Source organism: Pedobacter glucosidilyticus DSM 23534, from assembly GCF_000425145.1.
Lineage (GTDB): Bacteria > Bacteroidota > Bacteroidia > Sphingobacteriales > Sphingobacteriaceae > Pseudopedobacter > Pseudopedobacter glucosidilyticus.
On the sequence record NZ_AULF01000006.1, the window covers coordinates 221,472 to 237,367 of the forward strand.

Below are 15,896 nucleotides of genomic sequence, written 5' to 3' on the forward strand. Positions count from 1 at the left end.
TAAATGATGATGAAAATTACTATTAAAGCTAAATTTATTTTTAAAATCATTATCAAAAGTTTTAATGCTTTTATGGCTGATAAAGGCTTAAAACTTAGTGCATCTTTATCTTATTATACCATATTTTCTTTAGGCCCTATGCTGGTTGTTTTACTTTCAGTAGCTGGCTTTTTTTACCAGGAGAAACAGGTTTTACAAGATAAAGTATTTGAAGAAATTCAAGGTTTTATTGGTAACCAAGCCGCTTTACAAGTTCAATCCCTTTTAAAAAATCTTGCCCTCTCAGGAGATAGTTTAGTTGCCATTATTATTGGTGTTATTACTTTACTAATAGGTGCTACCGGTATTTTTATAGAAATACAAGATTCTATCAATCAAATATGGAAAGTAAAAGCTGTACCAAAAAAAGGCTGGCTTAAATTATTAAAAGACAGATTTTTATCGCTATCTATGGTGGGTAGCTTGGGCTTTTTACTCATTGTTTCACTAATTATTAATGGTATGGTGTCTGCTGTAAGTGCCGTTTTAAGTAACCATTTACCACAGGACATTTTATTTTTATTTGATATTGTTAATCTGATGATTACTTTTCTAGTACTTGTTTTCCTGTTTAGCATTATTTATAAAGTTTTGCCAGATGCAGAAATTCCTTGGAGAGGCGTAAGAACAGGAGCTATTTTTACATCCTTACTTTTTATGTTAGGCGAATACTTGATAAGACTTTATATAGGATATACAGCTGTAGGCTCTGTTTATGGTGCGGCTGGTACTTTGGTAGTTATTGCTGTTTGGGTTTACTATTCGGCAGCAATTTTATTTTTTGGTGCCGAGTTTACCAAAGTTTATGCTGAAGAAAAGGGCGAAAGGATAAAACCATCATCACATGCTGTTTATATTAAAATGATAGAGGAAGAACAGCATGTAAAGTACATCCCTAAAGAGGAAAATTAAATACTACTGCTATGATGTACTTTACCAAAATGTTTGATTTGCGATTTTACCTTATCTCCTTTAATTTTTAGTTGAATAATGAAATCGTAATCTTCTTCTTGTAATTCTTTTAAAGATAATTTTGCACCCAAAGCTTTGGCTATTTTAATAACGGTATTGCTATGGCCAACAATTAATATCCTTTTACCTACCAATTCTTGCTTAACTCTTTTGGTTAAAAAAGCTGTATCATGTGCCTCGTAAAACTCGATACCCAAATCTAAATGTTTAGCTAAAGGTGCTGCAGTTTCTTGGTTTCTTTTATAAGGAGTTGTAAAAATATGCCCGATTTTTTCTTTTGCCAGATAAGTTTTTAAATCTTCTGCTCTTTGTTTACCTAATTGGTTTAAAGATGGGTCTTGATTCTTCCTATCTTGGGTTTGCTTTTCTGCATGTCTAACCAAATAAACTGTGGTGCTATGTTGTGCAAAAGCTTGCTGCAACATTAATAAGCAACTTATAAAAAACAAAAACCTTTTCATGTTAGTAGTTTTGATGTATAAAAGTTAAAAGTTGCTCAACATTGATACGTACGGCTGATACTGGCGCAATAAAATTGTTATTGAGATATGAGAAAGCGTATTTTTTACCTGATTTGCCCACCAAATACCCAACTAAATTATAATTATTAGATAAACTGCCTGATTTTGCATAAACAAAGCTATTAGAGCTGGTTTTAAACATATTTTTTAATGTTCCGCTTTTGTTACCGGCAGCTAATAAATCAAAAAGTTTATCATCATTATTTACTTGTTGTCTTAACTTTTCAAGAAGAGTAATGCCAAAGCTTGGGCTTATTAAATTAAGTCTGGATAGGCCAGAACCATCAACCCAATGATAGCTGTTTTTGTCAACATCATTAAAAAGTTCTTGTTGTGCTTTTTGGATGATAAGACTCGCATCCATATTTAGTTGTTGTTGCGTAGCATAATTTAATAGCAGTTGTTCTGCCAAAAAATTATCGCTGTTTTGCAACATTTTTTTATAAACCATATCTGCTTGGGTATTATAAATGATTTTAGCATTAGCAGGCACTGGTCTCCACGGTAAAGTACTAACAGAAGATGTGATTAAACCTGTAGCTAACAAAGTATCGGTTAACAAGCTTTCTTTTATATTACTATTAAAGCTGATAGGAATAAGCTGTTTATATCCCGGATTTAATTGCTCTGGAACAAAAATATTATTATTAAACGCGTTTCTTTTGATGCTTTTTAAAGATTTATGAACGCTCTTTTCGCTGTAATAAAGTGAAGCTAAGTCTGGCGACATGCTAAATGTTCCATCGGTATTTTGGCTACATGTAACCGTATTTTTATACATCGGGAAGTCGGTAATTTCTGCTTGGTAGCTTTCGTTATAATCATCCCAAAACCACCCTTTACCAAATTTTTCGCCTTTGTAACGGCCACTTACCAGATAAATATTTTTCCCTGAGTTTTTTAGAAAATCAAAAGCCGGTTGATCTTTAAAATCGGTATTAAGGAAAGTAGGGTCGGCCATGGGCCAAATAATCAAAGAATCGCCTTTGATGATATATTGGTAACTTGGTACAGAGTCTGCCATGAAATGCAGTCCGGTATAAAAATTAAGCAATTTAATGGTAGATGCTGCTATAAAAGGTTTATCGGCGTTAAGCTCATAAACAACTTGATTTTTTTCTAAATCTTTTAGTAAGAAGCCAATATGATGGTTTTTCTGGGCAAGTAAATCAAATTGATGATCTATTTGTTGTTTAATAGTGGTTACAGATTTTTTAGCTGTACAAGCTGTTATGAAAGCGTATAGAAAAAAAATATATATAAATCTTATCATATTTTTAAGAAGATTTAGAGATAAAATACATCGCATATTAAAGGCTCAACATCTGTTATCATTAGTTTTTAATTACTAAATTGCTTATTACTGATGATATCCATTTTAAACGTAAGGCTTTTAGTAATATTTATACTTGCTTTTTTCTCATTTATCGAGCCAAATTTTGCTGATGAGGCATTTGGTTTCAAAGGTAAAAGAAAAAAGGAACAACTGTTCTTTATTAAAGCTGGGGGCTTAATTGTTGTTAAAACTTATATCAACCAAAAAGGACCATTTAACTTTATATTAGACTCTGGTGTGGGTTTAATGGTGATAACAGATCCTGTTTTAAAAGACTCGCTTCGGCTTAAATCGTTCAGAAAAATAAAAATATCTGGTTTAGGAGAAATAGAAGAGCTATCTGCTTATTTAGCTCCTTCTTTAAAAGTTAATATAGGCAACACAGAGGCTAAAAGTTTGGGCGCAGCAATCCTAGAAAAAGATTTGCTTAATTTATCGCAACATGCTGGTGTACCCATACATGGTTTAATTGGTTATGATTTTTTTAATAGTTTTATCATTAAAATATATTACCAAGCTAAATATCTAATTATACAACAAAAGACATTTAAGCCTAAGCTTAAAAATGGTTATAAAATACCCATAACCATAGAGCAAAATAAGCCTTACTGCCAAGCAAAAGCCCAACTTTTAGATACTATTTACCCTTTAAAATTAATTATTGATAGTGGTGCAGGGCATACATTAGCTTTAGAATCATTAAACGGTTATAGTTTTCCCATTCCAAATAAGCATTTAAAAACTATTTTAGGAGTAGGTTTAGGTGGCAAAATTAATGGTTCTATTGCTCGTGTAAACATATTTAATTTGGAGGGTTTAATCTTTCAAAACCTGCTTACCTCATTTCCACATTATAATGATGTGGCGGCCAAAATTTTAACTGTACCTCGTAGCGGAAGTATTGGTAATAGGTTTTTAAAGCAGTTTAATGTTATTTTTAATTATCATGAAGGCTATATCTATCTCAAGAAAATAAGCAAAAATTTTCCAGATTTAGAGCATGATATGAGCGGAATGGACATTGTTGCCGCTGGCGATGCTTACAACCGTTATATCATTAACAGAATTGATGAAAACTCGCCAGCCTCTGATGCTGAACTTTTGGTAGGCGATGAAATTATTGCTATTAATTTTAAACCCACCAGCATCATGACTTTAGATGAAATTACCGAAGTATTAAGATCTAGAAATGGGCGTGGCGTATTATTAGATGTGGTAAGAGATAAAGAACATCACCGAAAAATAATAGAGCTTAAAAGAAGAATTTAATTGCCTAAGTGTATTTTAAAAGTGGTGCCTCTATTAATCTCGCTATGTACAGTTATTTTTGCACCCATCTCTAAAACATGTGTGTGTACCAAATATAAACCTATTCCCTTTGCATCAGGATGGTTATGAAAGGTTTGATGAATTCTAAAAATCTTATCTTTTACTTTATCAGCATCAAACCCAATTCCATTATCCTGAATGATGATTTGTTTTATTTGATTTTCTACTTGCGTATAAATATTTATTTGCGGGTAACCATCTGTTTTAGCATATTTTATAGCATTGGTAATAAGGTTTAAAAAAATGCTTTCTAAATAGGTTTTATTAAAATAAACGTTAGAAAAAGCCGAAAAATTTATCAGAACTTTTGCATGTGCTTGATTTAATAAATGTTGTACTGAATCTAACACTTTGGATAAAACATCATCAAGCATAAGCGTTTCTTTACTAACAAAAAGACCCTCTTTTGATTTTAAGTCTTCCACATAATTATCAAAAGTGGTTTTTAATTGATAGGTAGATGATTGTAAGATTTGAACAAATTGTTTGGTTTCATTATCCGTAATTTTTTCTGTATCCAAAAGTTCAAACAAAGCAATTAAATTATTAATTGGTGAGCGTAAATCATGCGAAGTAGCTCTGGCAAAGTGCTTTAAATCATGATTTGCTTTAGCAATCTCATTTAATAAAATATTTTTTTCTTCTTCTAATTTCTTTTTGGTAGTTACATTTTTTGCAATGGCGTAAATGTGGTTTTTATCACTAGCTAAAATAGATGTCCAGGAAAGCCAAATTATTTTTCCGGTTTTGGTAATATACCTATTTTCAAAATTTAATAACCTTTGACCATCTTTTAGCTTATCTCTTTCTGTTTTAGTAATTAACTTATCATCCGAATGAATAAAGCTTTGTATAGGATGTTGTAATAACTCTTCTTCTGTAAACTCTAATAAGTTAGCCACAGCCGGATTTATTCTTTTGAAATAGCCATCAAAACCGGCAATACAAAGTAAATCTGGTGTGCAATTAAAAAAAGTTTCTAATTGAAGAAATTTCTCAAACTGCTTACGACTAATTTCAACAATACTTTCCTGTAACCGAGCATTTACATCGTCCATTATTAAAAGTGTTAACTTAAATTTTAATAAATATAATTTATAGCAGGTGTTTTAAGCAAAAATTTTTAAAAATTATCCTCAGTTACTTTTAAAAGTAGTGGTTTTTAAAAAAAATTTCATTTTAACTGTAACATTCCTCTCTAAGCCACAGTCTTAGAAATATAAAACTTAAAAATTAACCTTAAAAAAATTAAATCATGAAAACTAAAAACTTTTTAACCGCAATTGTTTGTTTTGTTCTTTTGAGTGTATCAAGCACTGTAATGGCAGATGAGAAAAACATCGATAAAAAAAGCATGAGCTTTAGTATCGGAACTTATATCGAAGTATTAAAATCTGGCTATCATGCAGATTATGCTTCTATAATTGCTTATGACGCTAAATTTAACATCAATAGAAATGGCAATACGGTTACACATTATAAAGCAGATGAGTTAAAATTTAACAATAATAAAAATAATGCTGCTACTCAAAATTGTAAGATTAGTTATAAAATAATTACTGCAAGTGATAATTATGCCCTAGTAACGGTAAGTATGCACTATGAAAATTTTACCAGAGAAAACATTGTTAGCTTATCAAAAATTAAAGACTCTTGGAAAATTACAGAAGTAAATTCTGTATTCAAATAATAATAGTAATAAAAAAGATGTGTGTAAATCCTAGGCTTACAAAAGAGTCTGGGATTTTTTGTTTTTATAATACTTACATGATGATTATGAATACATTGCGATGGAAATATCTCAAAAATACCATCTTGAAGAAACAGAAAATATGGCTAAAAAAGCTGGTTTTAAACCTGTTAAACACTTTTTGATGATAAAAAATGGTTTGTAGATAGTGTTTGGGAATGTATTTAAAATCATCATAAGTTAATGTTAAAATAATATTTAGCCTTTACATTTACATCAGTTTAGGTCCTGATACCTTCAGTATCACAAAATTTGTTTAGGTTTAAGAGTCGTTCATCCAGTTTAGAGCGACTCTTTTTTTTTATTATCCTTTAGCCTTAATAAGTTATAAGTAAAATAATTATTAGTACCTTTTGCTATTCTTTTAAAAAGTTTGAAAACAGCATGAATAGCCAAAAAAAAATAACACTATATTATTTTATCTTAGGTATTTCATGGATATATTTTAGTGATAGGGCACTAGATTATTTTTTTAAAGACCATGTTCTATGCGATAACAATTGGGCCAATACCATTAAAGGCTTATTGTTTGTTACCATAACCAGCTTATTACTTTATAAACTTATCAACAAATATTTTGATAAGCTAAGCAAGTCTGAAAAGGATTATCGTAATATGTTTGATGCCAATCCTAACCCCATGTATATCTACGACTTAAAAAGTTTAAGATTTATAGAGGTTAACAAAGCTGCAATAAAAAATTATGGTTATAGCAAACAAGAATTTTTATCAAAAACAGTTTTAGATATAAGACCAGATACTGAAAAAGAAAGATTGTTAAGTGATATTTTATCATCTCCAAAAAGAATTTCATACGATGAGCCTTGGATACACATTTTAAAAAATGGCGAACAAATAAAGGTTAATGTACATGCGTATGAGATTAATTACAAAGGAAAATCAGCCCGTTTGGTTTTAGCTGTAGATATTACCGAGCAATTAAAAATCAAAGAGGAACTTAAACATCATCAGCAACAACTTGAAATCCAAAATAATAAGCTGTTACAAAGTTTAGAAGTAATAGAGTATAATAAGAATAAACTTTTTAACACACAAAAGATAGCGCAAATTGCGGGCTGGGAGTTTAATTTAGAAACGGAACGCTTAGAACCCAGCACAGGGTTTTTTGAATTACTTAACATCCAAAACTTAGAAAATGTTTCTCCGCTTAATATTTTAAAAAATAGTGTCATTAAAGAAGACCTAAATAAATTAGAGCACTTTTTACGCTCTTTTAAAATGGGCTTTACCATTAATGAATGTACTTTAAGATTTAAAAAAGAAAACGAGTTAAGATATATTTTATTTGCTGGAACTTTAAAAGACCCTAAAAAGCAAAAATTTACAGTAGAAGGTTATATAAAAGATGTTAGCGAAATAACCCTTAAAGACCAACTTATCCATAAAACACTTGAACGTTTTGAGCAACTCGCATTATTAACCAATGATGCTCTCTATGAATGGGACATTAAAAACGCCCGCATTAGATTAACAGGCAACATAAATTCTATTATGGGTTATGGTGTAAAAGAAGCTAATCACCCAGAGTCTTGGTGGGTAGAGCGTATGCACCCATCTGATTTTATTGAAAACGATACCATTTTTAGAGAAGCCGTAGAACAAAAGTATCAAACAATTAAAAGAAAGTACAGGTTTAAGACTATTAATGGAGATTTTAAACTTATTTACGACCAATCAATTTTAAAATATAATTCAGCAGGTATTTTAGAAAAGGTTATAGGCTCTATACAAGATATAGAAGAAATTACTTTTGTAAATAGAAAAAATAAACGCCTAGAAGAAATTGTACGCAAAGTAAAAAGCCTTATTGTTATTACAGATGTTGAAGGAAAAATAGAATGGGTAAATGCTGCATTTATAGAACTTACCGGATATCAAGAAAGTGAAATTTTAGGCAAAAGACCTTGGGATTTTATTCTCTATCCCGAAGAAAGTCAAGAAGCAGTAGATAAATTAAATAAGGCATTAAAAAATAAAGAATTCTTTAACGTTGAAGTAGCCAATTTTTCTAAAACAGGCAGAAAATATTGGTTGCAAATAGATGGAGGACCAATTTTTGACGACCAAAATAATCATATTGGTTATATAGCTATTGAAAGTGAGATTACAGAAAGAAAAATTAGAGAAGCAAAAATTAAGGAGCAAAATGAAATTCTTAAAAAAACAGCTTGGTTTAATGCTCATCAAGTTAGAAAACCTTTAGCATCTGTTCTCGGTATTATAGAATTGCTACAATATGAAAACTCAGAGTCTGTAAATAAGCATCTTTTAAAATTGCTGGAAAAATGCAGTCAAGAATTAGACTTAGCTATTAAAAACGCCATACATATTACAGAATTTAAAGAAGATTAAATTTGAGAGTATCAAAGCTTTATTAAGCCTTTAAAAACTTGCTTTGCAGGGCCTTCTAAAAATATGTTACGATAATGCACTCCATCATAATCAAATTTGATGGTTAAATCTCCACCTAATACTTTGATGGGTGTTGAGATATGGCCGCTTAAACCTTTGTGTTTAGCCATAGCTAATGCAACAGCTGTAACACCAGTTCCACAAGCATAAGTTTCATCCTCCACACCTCTTTCATAAGTTCTTACAAACAAGTGGTCTTGTTTATCCTCAACAAAATTTACATTAATGCCCTCTTTGTGGTAAGTTTCGTTGTAGCGGATGTTTCTACCTTCCTCAAAAACATTTTTTTTAGATATGTCTGATGTTTCTAAACGTACAAAATGCGGAGATCCTGTGTTTATAACATAATCATCTCCATCCATTTTTATGACATCAACATCAATCATTTGTAAGCTTACCCAATCTCCTTCTTCTGAAATTTTTGCATAATGAGGCCCATCAACTGCCAAAAAATCAGTCTCTTGATTAATAATTTCTAAAAATTTAGCAAATGCAACAATGCATCTACCACCGTTACCACACATACTACTTGGCTGGCCATCGGCATTATAATAAACCATCTCAAAATCATAACCCTCCTTTTCTTCAAGGAACATAATACCATCTGCACCAACACCAAACCTTCTATCGCATATTTTAGCTAATAATGCCGGATGATGATGATTAAAGCCCATTTTTCTGTTATCTACCATAACAAAATCATTTCCGGCACCTTGGTATTTATAAAAATTTAATTCCATGATTACACAAACATCGGCAAATAATAAATGTTGTGCAAACAATAGCTCACAACCAAAATATTGTTAATTTTTATAATTTATATTTAAAGTTTTAACATTTTTTAACATCAAAACAGATAACATATACTTGCAAGCTACGTCTTAATGGTATTATTTTTGGGATTAAGTTATAGACAAAAATTAGAAAGCATGACAAACAATATGAAGAAAATTGGGATGAGCCTCCTTACAGCTTTTGTTGGCGGAGCAATTGCTGTAGGTGCTTATAAATTACTGGAAGATAAATCTTTCCAAGGCATGGGTCTTGATGATAGACAAAAAGTTTATTTCGCAAACAACCCAAGTTCAGAGATTATATCTTCAACCGGTGCATTAGATTTTACACAAGCAGCGGCGGCTGTTTCACCAGGTGTGGTACACGTAAGAACTACTTATAACCGCTCGGCTTCATCAGGAGGTTACGCTGATCCGTTTGGAGATATGTTTGAAGATTTTTTTGGCAGAAGAAGTCGTCCACAGTCTAATACCCCAGCTATGGGTAAAGGTTCGGGCGTAATTGTTACCGGCGATGGTTATATCATGACCAATAACCACGTGGTAGAAGATGCAGACAAAATAGAAGTTATTTTAACAGATAAAAGAGTTTTACAAGCTAAAGTTATCGGTCGTGATAAAAACACAGATTTAGCCCTTATAAAAATTGACGCTAATAATTTACCTATTGTTAAATTAGGTAACTCTGATGATGTAAGAGTAGGAGAATGGGTATTAGCCGTGGGTTATCCGCTTACACTAGAATCAACCGTAACAGCTGGTATTGTAAGTGCTAAAGCAAGATCAATTGGAATTTTAGCTCAAGATCAAATTAATCCTAGAGATTATGATCCAGAAAACCCTCCGGTTAATTCTTCAATAGAGTCATTTATCCAAACAGATGCAGTTATCAATAGAGGAAATAGCGGTGGCGCTTTGGTAAATGCTAAAGGCGAACTTATTGGTATCAACTCTGCTATTGCATCACGTTCTGGGGTATATGAAGGTTATGGTTTCGCCATCCCAGTTAATTTAGCTAAAAAAGTAATGGACGACTTTATCAAATACGGTGAAGTTAAACGTGGCTTTATAGGTGTAACTTTCCAAGAGCTTAACGCTGATGTTGCTGAAAGTTTAAAAATTAAAGAAATAAATGGTTTATATGTATCATCTACTGTAGATGGTGGTGCAGCAGCCACTGCCGGTATTAAGAAAGGAGACATCATCAAGAAACTAAATGGAGATAATGTTATCACTTCTTCTGAGTTGCAAGAAAAAATAGGTAGAATGCGCCCTGGAGATAAAGTACAATTAACTGTTTTAAGAGACGGAGATTTAAAAACCTTTAATTTAACCCTTAAAGGTGCAGAAGCTAACAAATTAGCATCCAATAATTCATCGGTAGCTTCATCAGAAATTATGAACACTTTAGGTGCAACATTCTCGCCTTTAAAAGATGCTGATAAGAAAAAATACGGTGTAAGCTCTGGTGTTATTGTAAATAGTGTTGCCCCTGGTAAAGCTTTTGACATGTACGAGGTACCAAAAGGAACCATTATTACTGGCATTAATGGTAGAGGCGTAAATAATACAGACCAAGTAAACGCTGCATTAAGCGCTACTAAAAACAATATGCTATCTATCCAAGGTATTACCCCAGATGGCGGTCAGTTCCGCTTTACTTTCCCAGTAAAATAATTTTTGATAACATATATTAATAACAGCAAGTCCTGAAGAAATTCTTCAGGACTTGCTATTTTTGTACCTATGCCAAACCATTTTTATAGTGTTAAAATCGCCAATGAAGATTTGATATTATTACCCGAGAAAGCGATTTTATTACCAGAATATAAAACGCTATTACTTGCCGATGTGCACTTAGGTAAAGGTGGTCATTTTAGAAAATCGGGAATTCCAATACCCAAGCAATTAGCGCAAGAAGATTTGGCAACTTTATCAGACTTGATAGATAAACATCAGCCAGAAACAATTATTTTTTTAGGCGATTTATTTCATAGCGATTTTAATCAGGATTGGGAATGGTTTCAGCTTTGGCGAGAGCTACATCCCAACATAAACTTAATTTTAGTAAAAGGAAATCATGATATTTTACCAGATACTTTATATAAACAACTTGATATTACAGTAGTTAAAGAGTATAACCTAGGTTTTTTACTATTCTTACATGATTTACCTAAGGAAAAAACCAACAAATTTATACTTTATGGACATCTACACCCAGGAATCACCATTTCAGGTAAAGGAAAACAAAAAATAAGTCTACCTTGTTTCTATTTCAAGGAAAACGAGGGTATTTTGCCTGCATTTGGTAAGTTTACTGGAAGATATACTTTAAAAAAGAGCGAAGAAGCACAAATTTTTGCTATAGGAGGCTCAAAAATCTTTAAGGTATAAAACAATATTTTTAGTACACACGTTTGCCTTTAACAATTTATCAAATATTTAACTGTTTAATTATGGATAATTTTAGTAAGACCTATTTTTAATGAATTATTTACATTGCTATAAATAAAAAAAATTAGAATGGTTCTAAATAAGTATTTGCATTTTAAATAGTCAAAACCATTTCTAATTTTCAGCATTTAATAAATACTTTTGCAAACAAAAAACCTTAAATACAATATAATGAGCAATTTTTCTAAAACTTTTTCCTCAACCTTAGGGAAGAAACTGATCATGTGTTTAACCGGTTTATTTCTATGTTCTTTCCTCATTATCCACTTAATTGGAAATTTTCAATTATTTAAAGACGATGCCGGATTAGCATTTAATGAATACGCTTATTTCATGACAAATTTCGCCCCGATAAAGGTTGTATCGTACTTACTTTATCTTTCTATTTTGGTACACACCATTTGGGCCATCATTTTAACACAAAAAAACAAAGCTGCTCGTCCTGTTCCTTATGCAAAAAAAGCTGGTAATGGCAGTATATGGTCATCTAGAAACATGGGTATTTTGGGTACAATGATTTTTATTTTCATAGTGGTGCACATGAGTAATTTCTGGTATAATTACCACTGGGGTACTACACCTTATATAGAGTACCGTACAGACTTAAACACAGGCATTACACAAGTTAAAGAGCTTACTGAAGCTGAGTTTACTGGCCATGTATCTTACGTAGAAGATGGTGTTCAAATTATTAAAGCGAAAGATTTATACAAAGCAGTTGCTTTTTCGTTCCAACAGCTTTGGATAGTGGCATTATATATTGTTGCTATGGCGGCACTTGCTTTCCACTTATTACATGGTTTCCAAAGTGCTTTCCAAACATTAGGGTGGAACCACAGTAAATATAGACCATTGATAAACTTTCTTGGTGTTTGGGTGTTTTCAGTATTAGTCCCAATAGGGTTTGCTGCAATGCCTTTGTATTTCTTTTTTAAATAAGTAGATAACACAGGAATACATACATATTCCTGAAAAAAATAGATAAAGATGAAGTTAGATGCAAAAATTCCAGAAGGTCCTTTGGCCGAAAAGTGGAGTAAACACAAATTCAATCTAAAACTGGTAAACCCTGCAAACAAACGTAAATACGATATCATAGTAGTAGGTACAGGTTTAGCAGGTGCATCAGCTGCTGCCTCATTGGCAGAGTTAGGCTATAATGTAAAAGCTTTTTGTTTCCAAGATAGTCCAAGAAGAGCACACTCTATTGCGGCTCAAGGTGGTATCAACGCAGCAAAAAATTACCGTAATGATGGAGACTCTGTCTTCCGTTTATTTTACGACACCATTAAAGGTGGAGACTACAGAGCTAGAGAAGCAAACGTTTACCGTTTAGCAGAAGTTTCAGTAAATATTATTGACCAATGCGTCGCTCAAGGTGTTCCTTTTGCTCGTGAATATGGTGGTTTATTAGATAACCGTTCTTTTGGCGGAGCGCAAGTTTCCAGAACGTTTTACGCTCGTGGACAAACCGGACAGCAGTTACTTTTAGGTGCGTACTCGGCGCTTAACCGTCAAATTAATGAGGGTAAAGTGAAGATGTATACCCGCTCAGAAATGCTAGACTTAGTTGTGGTAGATGGTAAAGCACAAGGTATTGTAACTCGTAATTTGGTTAACGGTAAAATAGAAACACATGCAGCACATGCAGTACTTTTATGTACTGGTGGATACGGAAACGTATTCTATTTATCAACCAATGCCATGGGTTCTAACGTTACAGCAGCATGGAGAGCACACAAACGTGGTGCATTCTTTGGTAACCCTTGCTATACACAAATTCACCCAACTTGTATCCCGGTAACGGGCGACCACCAGTCTAAGCTTACGCTGATGTCTGAGTCGTTAAGAAATGATGGTAGGGTTTGGGTTCCTAAAACAGTAGACTTATCTCAAAAATTACGTAACGGAGAGATAAAAGCTAAAGATATTAAAGAAGAAGACAGAGATTATTTCTTAGAGCGTAAATATCCATCATTTGGTAACTTGGTTCCACGTGATGTGGCTTCAAGAAATGCTAAACAAGTTTGTGATGAAGGCCGCGGTGTAGGAAAATCAGGCTTAGCCGTATTTTTAGATTTCTCTGATTCTATCAATAGATTAGGAAAAGATACGGTAGCAGCTAAATACGGAAACTTATTTGATATGTATTATCAAATTACTGATGAGAACCCGTATGAGCAACCTATGAGAATTTACCCTGCAGTACACTATACTATGGGTGGTCTTTGGGTTGATTATAACTTAATGACATCTGTACCGGGCTTATACGCTTTAGGAGAGGCAAACTTCTCTGACCACGGTGCTAACCGTTTAGGTGCATCAGCATTAATGCAGGGTTTAGCGGATGGCTATTTTGTAATTCCTTATACTGTGGGTGATTATTTAGCAACTATAGGACCAGCTCCTGTAAACACTAACCATCCTGCTTTTGAGCAAACAAGAAAAGAAGTTGAAGACAACGTTAAAACTTTACTTTCTTTAAAAGGAAACAAAACGGTTGATGAATACCACAGAGATTTAGGAAAGATTATGTGGGAATACTGCGGTATGTCTAGAAGTGAAGAAGGCTTGAAAAAAGCTAAAAAACTTATTTCTGATTTAAGAGAAGACTTCTGGAAAAATGCTATCGTTTTAGGTGAAAATGAAGAAGTTAACCAATCTTTAGAGAAAGCTGGTCGTGTTGCCGATTTCTTAGAATTAGGAGAATTGATGGTTGACGATGCTTTGAACCGTAACGAGTCTTGCGGTGGACACTTTAGAGAAGAATACCAAACACCAGAAGGCGAAGCCTTAAGAAACGATGATGATTACGCTTATGTAGCAGCATGGGAGTATAAAGGTAAGAACCAACCAGAAGAACTTCATAAAGAAGAATTGGTATTTGAGAATGTTAAATTAACACAACGTAGTTATAAATAGTATAGCGTATTGAGTAAAGAGATTTGCGTCTCAATACTCAATACTCGATACTCAATACTAAAAATATATGAGTGGACATATGAACCTGACGTTAAAAGTTTGGCGTCAAAAAAATAGTCAAACCCCAGGAAAGTTTGTAACCTATAAGGCAGAAGAAATATCTCCTGATATGTCTTTCTTGGAAATGCTGGATGTGGTTAATGAGAAATTGGTTAAAACCCAAGAAGATCCAATTCAATTTGATCATGATTGCCGCGAAGGTATTTGTGGTATGTGCTCTTTAATGATTAATGGAGAACCACATGGTCCTAAAAGAGCAACCACTACTTGCCAGCTTCACATGCGTAGCTTTAAAGATGGTGAAACCATCGTTATAGAGCCTTGGAGAGCTGCTGCGTTTCCAGTAGTTAAGGATTTAGCTGTTGATAGAAGTGCTTTTGATAGAATACAACAAGCTGGTGGATATGTTTCTGTAGGTACTGGTGGTGTGCCAGATGCTAACGAAATATTAATCCCTAAAACTATTGCTGATGAAGCATTTAACTCTGCAACTTGTATAGGTTGTGGGGCTTGTGTTGCGGCATGTAAAAACGCTTCAGCTATGTTATTTGTTTCTGCTAAAGTTTCTCAATATGCGATGTTACCACAAGGACAAACAGAGCGTTACCAGAGAGCTAAAGCAATGGTAAACCAAATGGATGATGAAGGTTTTGGAAGCTGTACCAATACGTATGCTTGCGAAGCACAATGCCCTAAAGAAATTAAAGTAACCAATATTGCTCGTATGAACAGAGAGTACTTTAATGCTGAGTTTATTAAGGGATAATTTTTTATAAATTATTATATAGAAAGGCTGTCTTTTTTGAAAGATGGCCTTTTTTGTTTTTTAGAATTGTTGAAATATACTAGGATAAAAAACTATTTATAAAAGATATCTTTCCTTTTTAAGGATAACAAAGGTGTTTAGCTAATCAGAATATCCTAAAATCAACTAATCTATTATAGAACAGCTTTTTATCCACCCATACTGCAAGATTGAGTTTTTGGTGGAAAATCTGCATCTGAACAGGAAAACATCGGGTAATTATTTGAAGTCTTTGGAAGATTTAGGGGTTTTAGCTTCTGAGAATAAGGGGAAAGAGGTTATTTATATCAATTTGAAGCTTTATGAGCTTCAAAAAAAAAGGGTAATAAGATGTGGGTAAAAAAATCAAAAAAACGGACATGTTGTTAAAACATGAGACATTTTAGTGTAGGCTCCCCATTTTTAGTACATATCAAAAATAGATTTTTATTTATCATGACCTCCTCCCTATAAACTGATCAGTCTAAAGTAGAGTTTCGGG

Annotated in this window: 15 protein-coding genes; 11 read left to right on the forward strand and 4 right to left on the reverse strand. The window is 32.9% G+C overall.

What is annotated here, in order from left to right:
- Nucleotides 1–3: 3 nt before the first annotated feature.
- Complete coding sequence (locus tag H510_RS0102460) at nt 4–951, forward strand: YihY/virulence factor BrkB family protein (RefSeq protein ID WP_026902864.1); 948 nt, start codon at nt 4–6, stop codon at nt 949–951.
- Here H510_RS0102460 and H510_RS18095 read toward each other — a convergent pair.
- Nucleotides 948–1,472 carry a histidine phosphatase family protein gene (locus tag H510_RS18095; RefSeq protein WP_051291011.1) on the reverse strand — a complete coding sequence of 175 codons (525 nt, stop codon included), beginning with the start codon at nt 1,470–1,472 and terminating at the stop codon, nt 948–950. The two genes, H510_RS0102460 and H510_RS18095, sit on opposite strands and share 4 nt — an antisense overlap.
- A gap of 1 nt (nt 1,473) precedes the next feature.
- Nucleotides 1,474–2,805 (reverse strand): D-alanyl-D-alanine carboxypeptidase, encoded by a 1,332-nt coding sequence (locus H510_RS18100; RefSeq protein ID WP_051291012.1) that lies wholly within the window; start codon nt 2,803–2,805, stop codon nt 1,474–1,476.
- Nucleotides 2,806–2,898: 93 nt separating this feature from the next.
- Here H510_RS18100 and H510_RS0102475 point away from each other — a divergent pair, with 93 nt between their 5' ends.
- On the forward strand, nt 2,899–4,137 hold the full coding sequence (locus H510_RS0102475) for an aspartyl protease family protein (RefSeq protein ID WP_026902865.1): 1,239 nt from the start codon (nt 2,899–2,901) through the stop codon (nt 4,135–4,137).
- On the opposite strand, the gene H510_RS0102480 is transcribed toward H510_RS0102475, so the two are convergent.
- Nucleotides 4,134–5,255, reverse strand: coding sequence for a PAS domain-containing sensor histidine kinase (locus H510_RS0102480; protein WP_081659169.1), 1,122 nt, complete (start codon nt 5,253–5,255; stop codon nt 4,134–4,136). The two genes, H510_RS0102475 and H510_RS0102480, sit on opposite strands and share 4 nt — an antisense overlap.
- A gap of 197 nt (nt 5,256–5,452) precedes the next feature.
- Here H510_RS0102480 and H510_RS0102485 point away from each other — a divergent pair, with 197 nt between their 5' ends.
- From H510_RS0102485 to H510_RS0102495, 3 genes are all read left to right on the forward strand, one after another.
- Nucleotides 5,453–5,887, forward strand: a complete 435-nt coding sequence (locus tag H510_RS0102485) for a nuclear transport factor 2 family protein (protein ID WP_026902867.1) — start codon at nt 5,453–5,455, stop codon at nt 5,885–5,887.
- A 100-nt stretch (nt 5,888–5,987) separates the two neighbouring features.
- Complete coding sequence (locus tag H510_RS20725) at nt 5,988–6,092, forward strand: class I SAM-dependent methyltransferase (protein ID WP_155977779.1); 105 nt, start codon at nt 5,988–5,990, stop codon at nt 6,090–6,092.
- Nucleotides 6,093–6,331: 239 nt separating this feature from the next.
- The gene (locus H510_RS0102495; protein WP_026902868.1) at nt 6,332–8,320 is read left to right on the forward strand and encodes a PAS domain S-box protein; all 1,989 of its coding nucleotides are present in this window, start codon (nt 6,332–6,334) and stop codon (nt 8,318–8,320) included.
- 11 nt (nt 8,321–8,331) lie between these two features.
- On the opposite strand, the gene dapF is transcribed toward H510_RS0102495, so the two are convergent.
- Nucleotides 8,332–9,120 (reverse strand): diaminopimelate epimerase, encoded by a 789-nt coding sequence (dapF, locus tag H510_RS0102500; RefSeq protein WP_026902869.1) that lies wholly within the window; start codon nt 9,118–9,120, stop codon nt 8,332–8,334.
- 189 nt (nt 9,121–9,309) lie between these two features.
- Here dapF and H510_RS0102505 point away from each other — a divergent pair, with 189 nt between their 5' ends.
- The 6 genes from H510_RS0102505 to H510_RS20650 all read left to right on the forward strand — a co-directional run bounded on the left by H510_RS0102505 (nt 9,310) and on the right by H510_RS20650 (nt 15,755).
- Nucleotides 9,310–10,851, forward strand: a complete 1,542-nt coding sequence (locus H510_RS0102505) for a Do family serine endopeptidase (RefSeq protein WP_026902870.1) — start codon at nt 9,310–9,312, stop codon at nt 10,849–10,851.
- A 69-nt stretch (nt 10,852–10,920) separates the two neighbouring features.
- A complete protein-coding gene (gene pdeM, locus H510_RS0102510) occupies nt 10,921–11,568 on the forward strand; it encodes a ligase-associated DNA damage response endonuclease PdeM (RefSeq protein WP_026902871.1) in 648 nt (215 codons plus the stop codon).
- 231 nt (nt 11,569–11,799) lie between these two features.
- Nucleotides 11,800–12,567, forward strand: a complete 768-nt coding sequence (locus tag H510_RS0102515) for a succinate dehydrogenase cytochrome b subunit (protein ID WP_026902872.1) — start codon at nt 11,800–11,802, stop codon at nt 12,565–12,567.
- Between the two features lie 48 nt (nt 12,568–12,615).
- Nucleotides 12,616–14,550 (forward strand): fumarate reductase/succinate dehydrogenase flavoprotein subunit, encoded by a 1,935-nt coding sequence (locus H510_RS0102520; RefSeq protein ID WP_026902873.1) that lies wholly within the window; start codon nt 12,616–12,618, stop codon nt 14,548–14,550.
- Between the two features lie 67 nt (nt 14,551–14,617).
- Nucleotides 14,618–15,376, forward strand: coding sequence for a succinate dehydrogenase/fumarate reductase iron-sulfur subunit (locus tag H510_RS0102525; protein WP_026902874.1), 759 nt, complete (start codon nt 14,618–14,620; stop codon nt 15,374–15,376).
- 175 nt (nt 15,377–15,551) lie between these two features.
- On the forward strand, nt 15,552–15,755 hold the full coding sequence (locus H510_RS20650) for a hypothetical protein (protein WP_425413790.1): 204 nt from the start codon (nt 15,552–15,554) through the stop codon (nt 15,753–15,755).
- Nucleotides 15,756–15,896 lie beyond the last annotated feature (141 nt).